The 7,651-nt window shown below is 38.6% G+C and carries 6 protein-coding genes; 1 reads left to right on the forward strand and 5 read right to left on the reverse strand.

Annotated features, from left to right (window positions below):
* Positions 1-3 precede the first annotated feature (3 nt).
* Positions 4-1,779 (reverse strand): hypothetical protein, encoded by a 1,776-nt coding sequence (locus ESP02_RS05625; protein ID WP_002400517.1) that lies wholly within the window; start codon positions 1,777-1,779, stop codon positions 4-6.
* 210 nt (positions 1,780-1,989) lie between these two features.
* Complete coding sequence (locus ESP02_RS05630; RefSeq protein ID WP_025478455.1) at positions 1,990-2,892, reverse strand: deoxyribonuclease IV; 903 nt, start codon at positions 2,890-2,892, stop codon at positions 1,990-1,992.
* 278 nt (positions 2,893-3,170) lie between these two features.
* On the opposite strand from ESP02_RS05630, the gene ESP02_RS05635 reads away from it, so the two are divergent.
* Positions 3,171-5,516, forward strand: a complete 2,346-nt coding sequence (locus ESP02_RS05635) for a transglycosylase domain-containing protein (protein ID WP_146926011.1) — start codon at positions 3,171-3,173, stop codon at positions 5,514-5,516.
* Between the two features lie 162 nt (positions 5,517-5,678).
* Here ESP02_RS05635 and ESP02_RS05640 read toward each other — a convergent pair whose 3' ends face one another.
* From ESP02_RS05640 to ESP02_RS05650, 3 genes are read right to left on the reverse strand one after another with little or no spacing between them, the layout of a single operon-like run.
* Positions 5,679-5,945 (reverse strand): hypothetical protein, encoded by a 267-nt coding sequence (locus ESP02_RS05640; protein WP_002400522.1) that lies wholly within the window; start codon positions 5,943-5,945, stop codon positions 5,679-5,681.
* Positions 5,938-6,261, reverse strand: a complete 324-nt coding sequence (locus ESP02_RS05645) for a hypothetical protein (protein ID WP_002305582.1) — start codon at positions 6,259-6,261, stop codon at positions 5,938-5,940. Before ESP02_RS05645 ends, ESP02_RS05640 begins: the two co-directional genes overlap by 8 nt.
* Positions 6,262-6,272: 11 nt before the next feature.
* A complete protein-coding gene (locus ESP02_RS05650) occupies positions 6,273-7,529 on the reverse strand; it encodes a hypothetical protein (RefSeq protein ID WP_002400523.1) in 1,257 nt (418 codons plus the stop codon).
* Positions 7,530-7,651 lie beyond the last annotated feature (122 nt).

Consider the following 7,651-nt stretch of genomic DNA (forward strand, 5'->3'; position numbering starts at 1 on the left):
TTTTTATTTAGAAGATAAAGCTTTTTTCAGATTCAATTTACTGAAAACTAGCATGCTTGTTACTACGATGAATTGCGTTAATGGCACGCCCGCGCCAGTGTAGACACTTAAAAAATAATCCTTTTTTTCTGGCGCATAAGAACAAAACCACGAGACACCGAAAAGAAAAACCAATTGTGTGAGTATTAATCCGATGACTACAATCAAAGAGGAACTATAATAGGCACGATCAGCTTTTGCAAATATGGTTCCTAGTATCATAAGTAATATCCCTGCTATTGAAGCAATCAGCACGGGAATGGCCAGAACTTGGTAAATTTTTATCATGACATTCGCGACTTTTGCTGTTTTTGTCAACTGGAAATCAGGTGTTCTCGGATCATTGCTATCGATCCAATTATCCATTAGTGGAAGATTCAATAATTCTTGTGCCTGTTCGACTTGTTCTTGTGTCCCAAAACTATAATTTCCCCCTTGATGGAAATCTTTGTATCGCCATGCATAGGCATATCCTGATTTCAGAAAATCAAATACGATTGGCAGATCATTCATCGTTTTTCCATCCCCTGATCCCATCAGATAGAATTCTTTTTTCTTTTTGATAGTTCCCTTTTGATAGGCTTCTTCTAATTCTTGATTGACTTTTTTCCAAAAATCATTGGTTTCTTTTGCATTGTTTTGGTAATAACCAGATTCGCTTACCACATCTCGCAATGCCCAAAAAATGATATCTCCTGGTAATTCTTTTACTTTTCCACCTTGGGTCCACGCATGAGTCGTATACAATTCGTCAATACTAGTAGAAACAGTATGAAATGTAGGAGATGCGTCTAATGCTTTATTTAATGCAGCATGCGAGACCCATATCTCACTGTTTTCTTTATTTAAGTTCGTTTCGTCATCTATTCGGATCAGCTGTTTCATCAAACGTCCAAATTCGCCACTCGAACGGTCATTGATGGTCGCAATACCATATGTTGTCTCGTTTTTATATTCGATCCACTGATAGACGATGGAGAAACCGACTAGAGGGAGTAAAAACAATGAAAGTTTCAGCCATTCTTGTTTCGAAAGGAGAAATGGTCGTTCTTTTAACTTCTTTGCTTCTTTGAAAGAAAAGTCTTGTCCTAGCAAGATCTGGACGAAACTGATGCCTAACGCGACTACAGTAAAAGGAAGAAGCCAGATGGAATCTTCGCGAATGAACCAAAAGAAAGGAAAAGAAACAGCTAGCCCTAAAAACCACGGCAGCAATTTTTTGCTGGAACTATATTTACGGTAATAAATAGCTAGTAAACAAGCGATAATGATCTCAACAGCCGGAATCACGAGAGCATTACGATACGTTCGAGTGGAATATTCATGTGTAAAACTAATCGGAGAAAACAAAAAATAAAAATAGATACTCAAAAGAAGATACTTGTTCTTCACGATCGGTTTAAACGCTAGTGCAACCAATATACTGGCAAGAATACTGAACATGCCGAACAAAACTGCATAAGAAAGATGCAGTTTATGTGCAAGTACTAAAAACAAGCTGTAGGAGATCCCTTTTGAAAGTGTCGTAGTCGTATACTCCCCTAGCCATTTACCATCCAAAATATTTTGAGCATAGTGAATCAGCAGCTGATCATCATAGGTCGCCGACATATCTGTTCCATAGATTGCTTTACTATATAAATACAAACGAATAATTGTAAATAATACGGCTATGCCAAGAATAAAGTATGTATGTTTCTTTTTTAGTTGGTTGATCAAGGGTTTTAAAGTGTTCAGCATCTTTTCGTCCTTTCAATCACGTTTTGCTACTTGCTTGTGAATCTTTTCGTTTTTTGCTTTTCTATCAGTATACCCTGTTTGTCTGAATTTAAAAAGAGGGGGTAGAAGAAGCGTGATGAAAACGACTGCAAAAAGCACTCCTTTGTTTCTTAAACAAAAAAGGACAAGGCAGACTGCCCAATCCTTTTTTGTTGCTGTCAGATAGAAAACTTAAAGTGTGACTTCTTCTGCTAATAACTCAGGGAACACTTCGGGATCGAATGCTTGCGCTTTGAACATGGCAATTTCTTTTCCATACGGTGCATAAGCTTTCTTTTTATCTTTACCGACATATGGGGTTTCTAAGATTTTCGAAATACTGTTAAACATTGGATCATGGACGATCTTGTTCAATGTGTCAAATCCAATTGTTCCAAAACCGATATTGGCATGCCGATCTTTATGAGAACCTTGTGGATTTTTAGAATCATTGATATGGAGTACTTTAAGCCGATCTAATCCGATGACCTTATCAAACTCTTCCATTACACCTGAAAAATCTTCTTTTATATTATATCCGGCATCATTCGTATGACATGTATCAAAAGTAACGGATAATTTTTCATTCAATTTTACTCCATCGATGATTTGCGCTAGTTCCTCAAATGTTCGACCGATTTCCGTACCTTTCCCTGCCATCGTCTCCAAAGCAATCTGTGCCGTCTGTTCTTTTGTCAAAACTTCATTCAAACCCTCAATAATTCTAGCAATCCCAGCTTCTGCCCCTGCTCCTACATGAGCGCCTGGGTGAAGGGTGATTTGAGTAGCACCTAAAGCTTCCGCACGGACAATCTCTTCTCTCAGGAATTGTACAGCAAATGGAAACATTTCTGGTTTGATCGTATTTCCCAAATTAATGATATAAGGTGCATGAACGACGATATTTGTTAGTCCGTTTTCTGTCATAAATGCTTTTCCGGCATCAATATTCATCTCTTCGATAGCTTTTCTTCTAGTATTTTGAGGAGCACCTGTATAGATCATAAAGGTCGAAGATCCGTAACTGGCTGCTTCTTCTGCCGCGCCTAACAGCATTTTCTTTCCGCTCATGCTGACGTGTGAGCCTAATAACATGGATGGATTCCTCCTTGAAAGGTAATTGTTTCGAACAATTCCTATATATTGGTAAGATGATGTACAAAGAAAATGGTTTGTTTTTCTTTGCCCTGTTCTCCATAGTAACTGAAACTTTCTCTAAAGAAAAGCTTAAGAACTCTTTCATAAAAAAGATCATTTTCTCATGTTTTATCTCATTCGAAAAAGAAATTCCTGTCAAAAACAGCCTTGTCTGTTTTTTTGTCCTATTATTTGCTATAATTAGCGAAATAAAACCATTAGTTGAGGTGACCCTTTTGCCACGCAAAAATACTCGAAAAAAACAGAATAGAAGAAAAAAAGAAAAATGGTTTGTTCCTAAGATTATTTTTAGAGTCTTTCAATCATTGACTGTTTTTATTACTGTTCTTCTTTTGTTGTTCGCAGCTCTAGGTATCGGAATAGGTGCTGGCTACTTTGCCTATCTTGTCGAAGATACACAATTGCCGACTAAAAAAGAACTGCAGACAGAACTAGGAAACATTACGGAAACGTCAAAGATCGTTTATGCAGATAATACAGAGATATCAAAAATCCAGACAGATCTGATGCGTACGACTATTTCATCTGATAAGATTTCGCCTTTATTGAAAACCGCAATTATCAGTACAGAAGATGAATACTTCGATAAACACCAAGGTTATGTCCCTAAAGCTGTTTTACGAGCATTAGTTTCAGAAGCTACTGGCATCGGCTCGTCTGGAGGATCCACTTTGACACAGCAATTAGTCAAACAGCAGATCCTAACCGATGAAACAACATTCAAACGTAAAGCAAACGAGATCGTTCTTTCTGCACAAGTAGAAAAACACTTTTCAAAAGATGAGATCATTGCTACGTATTTGAATGTCTCGCCATTTGGTCGGAACAATAAGGGGCAAAATATTTCTGGAGTCCAAGAAGCTGCTAGAGGAATCTTTGGTGTAGATGCAAAAGATGTGACTCTGCCACAAGCTGCTTATATCGCTGGTTTGCCTCAAAGCCCTATCACGTATAGTCCATACACGAATACAGGCGCGCTAAAAGAAGATCTTTCTGCCGGTCTTGCCAGAAAAGATTTTGTTTTATTCAGTATGTACCGTGAAGGACAAATTACGAAAGAACAATACGAAGAAGCGAAAGCCTATGATCTTACAAAAGACTTTCTCCCACAACAAATCGCGGAACAGACTGACAGAGAATTCTTGTATTATACCGTGATGAACGAAGCAACAAGGATTATTGCACAACAATTGGCAGAAAAAGATAATGCTGATATGTCAGATTCATCGGTCAGTGAAGCTTATTATCAAAAAGCACAGCAAACGATCCAAAACAAAGGATATACGATTCATTCGACAATCGATAAAGACATCTATGCTGCATTGCAAACCGGCGTAGAAAATTATGGCTACATGTTAGATGATGGTGCTGGGAGCCAAGTGGAGACTGGAAATGTATTGATGGATAACAGAACCGGACGTATCTATGGATTCGTGGGTGGCCGTAATTACAACCAGAATCAAAATAACCACGCCTTTGATACAGAACGTCAAGCTGGTTCATCCATCAAACCGGTTCTTGTTTACGGTCCTGCAATCGATATGGGACTTGTCGGATCAGAATCCCGTGTATCAGATTATGCAACGACTTGGCAAGAAGGAGAAAATGCTGGTGAGAAAATCGTCAATGCGACCAATGAAGGGTCGAACACCTTCCAAACCGTCCGTGAGTCACTGGAATGGTCCAACAATATTCCAGCTTATCACTTATACCAAGACGTATTGAATTCCGGTGGATCGAAACAATATGCTTACGAGCACTACTTGGCGAAGATGAACTACCCAGCGAATGGTAATTGGGGCGTTGAATCTGCTCCTTTAGGGACAGTAGATGTAACGACGCTTCAACAGACAAATGGATTCCAGGCCTTAGCAAATGGTGGAGTCTATGAAGAAGGCTATATCATTGATTCCATCACAGATAATGCAGGTAATGTGATTTATAAACATGAAAGTAATTCTGTCCGTATTTATTCCGAAGCAACGGCATCGATCATGAATGACATGATGCGTAGTGTGATCAATGAAAAAATCACTACACCATTCAAAGATGTCATCTCAAGCTTAAACGGAAACCTAGGAAAAGCAGATTGGGTCGGAAAAACTGGTTCTACCAATGAATACCGAGATTCATGGCTGATCGTCTCAACTCCATCTATCACTATCAGTAGCTGGGCAGGACACGATGACAATACTGGAATGGACAGCCAAGCAAGGATACGTTCGGCTAATTATCTTGCCAATCTAATCAATCAAGCTTACCAAGCAAACCCTGAGATTTTCGGCACTGATGAGAAATTTGACTTATCATCTGATGTGATGAAGAAAAAAGTATCTGGGTTTACAGGACAAACAGCTGGAAAAGTTACTGTCAATAAAAAATCTATCCAAACGCCAGGAAAAACAGTTGAATCACTTTGGGCGAAAAATGGTCCGAAGAAAAGCGCCTTTAAATTCGGCGTTGGCGGTACTGATGAAAACTATACAGATTACTGGAACACCGCTTCAGCTTATGCTAGAGCGAATCCAGAGACCAAAGAATCAGACGATAAAGATGATTGATCTAATAGATTAATCAGAAATAATGGGAGCTGCGACAAAAATCTTGTCGCAGCTCCCTTTTTCCGAATAAATGGTGTTCAAAAGCTTACATCTACAATAATAAGTCAAATTTATACAAAAATGTGAAAAGCCATTTTCACAAAATTTTTCTATATAACTTTACTAACGAAACTGTTTTAATTCCTTTTCTTGTCTTTGGAATAATTCGGTTAGTTTTTCTGCAAATTGTCCTTTTACTGATTCTTTCAAGTGTGAATGTCGGTTAGAAAATTCTTGAGCAGCTTCTTCTGCAGTCATTTGGTGGTTTTGATCTGTCAATCGTTTTTCTGCCCAAATTTGCTGAGATACCCCCATCCCAACTGAACGTACATTTGATCGATGTAGATTTTTCTCTAATTCTTTTAGTAATTGCATTAAAAATTCATTCATAAGATGATTTCTCCATAGTTATTTGTCTGATTTTTTGACGATAGGAACGTTCTAGTTCGTCTTGCTGCTGATAGAGTTTTCGTCGTTCTACTTGTAGGGCTTGTTGATAATGCTCCTGATAATTCGAATAACTTCGTCTTGCTTGAAACAGAGGCTCATTATCTAAAGCTAAGTTCTTTAATACATGATGCAGTCGCTGCTCCTCTTGCTCCATCAATCGTAATCCTTGATTCTTAAAGTGGATCAATTCATCTTCTTGAGCTTCTAATTGTCTTCGTTCACTTCGATAATCTCTTTCCAATTCTTCTAGTTTCATCTACTTCTCCTTTAATTGAATTGCTGTGCTAATTCTCGATCTCGTGCCACGATTTCATTGATTTTGTCTTGGATCTCCTTCGCCAATATATCAAAGGCCTCCCCCATACGTCTTGCCTTATTGATTCGCAGCAGATAGACTTCTTTCGCAGAATCGACTAAGTTTTCTTTTGTAGCGCCCACACTAGCTAATGCTTCTATGATTTCCTGTTCAGTCAACGAAGGGGCGACAAAACGTGCTTGTCGCAAGCCTTCTAGCCATTTTTTCTCTAGCTCAAAAATTCCTCTTTGATTGATGCGGATAACTTCTTCCATAGCGCTTTTCATTTTTGCCGATAACTTTCCCACTACTAACCTAGCTTGTGTGTCATCTAAGTAAATTTGTTCTTTAACTGTCAGCCGGCCGCCACTTAATCGTAGTTTTTTGCGTATGTTGTTCAGTTCTTGCAACTGATAGGAAAACAACTGGGTCGCTTGGTTTTCTTTCTGTTGTTTTCGAGCTTCAACATTGTTTTCATTTTCAGGAATAATCAGCTTTCCATTTTCATCAAACTTCCAAGAGGTTAAACTGTGGGAAGCAAGCAGATTCAAGAATTCTGTTTCCATACTTATCCGAACTTCAGCACCTGTGCCATTACCACCAAAATTACCGATAAAATCGGCGTGATTTCGGTAATTGGTGAGCATACCGGGATTTTCTTCCACCCATTTTTTTGCTTCTGGTGATAAGAGATCAAACGGGTCCGGCCCGTTGAAGCCGACATTTTTCCATTGTTTCTCTGCTGCTACATATAATGCTAAGAATCCACCTAATGAATGGCCGGTAGTAGAAATAGCAGCTTCTCCATATTCCTTTTTTACTTCATTAGCAAATGCAATCGCTGAATTGATTTGCCCCGCTGTTTTCAATCCACTAACGGATAAAATCTTGTTTGTTGTTGCTTTTTCAGAAAAACTTGCTCCTGGTCTATTCCCATAGAGATTCATGATACTCCTTGCATCCGTTTCCAAATCTTTCCAATCACTTAAGTTCGTTCCTGCAAAAGCAATCACTACTTGAGAAATATCCACTTTACCGTTCTTGATTGGCGCTACAGCCATCGCCTGCATGCCGTCCAATGAGTCTTTGATTTTTAGGATTTGGAATTCCATACCAGCAAATTCTTTAACAGAGTTCTTTTTGTATCCCTCATTGTAGCGGGGATATTTGGGATCTAGCCAATAAACCTTCTCACTAATATCATTGTAATGCTTATCGTTTATTGTCATACTAACTCCTCCTGTCCGTTAGAAAAAATTACTTTTACTCTTTTTATAGTGACTCCTGTCTTTTGTACCTCTCTGTTCTCAATGCCAAAGCCACCAAGTTCATTTCTCTCCTTCCAAAAACT

This window comes from Enterococcus sp. NBRC 3427, assembly GCF_007996925.1.
GTDB lineage: Bacteria > Bacillota > Bacilli > Lactobacillales > Enterococcaceae > Enterococcus_B > Enterococcus_B lactis.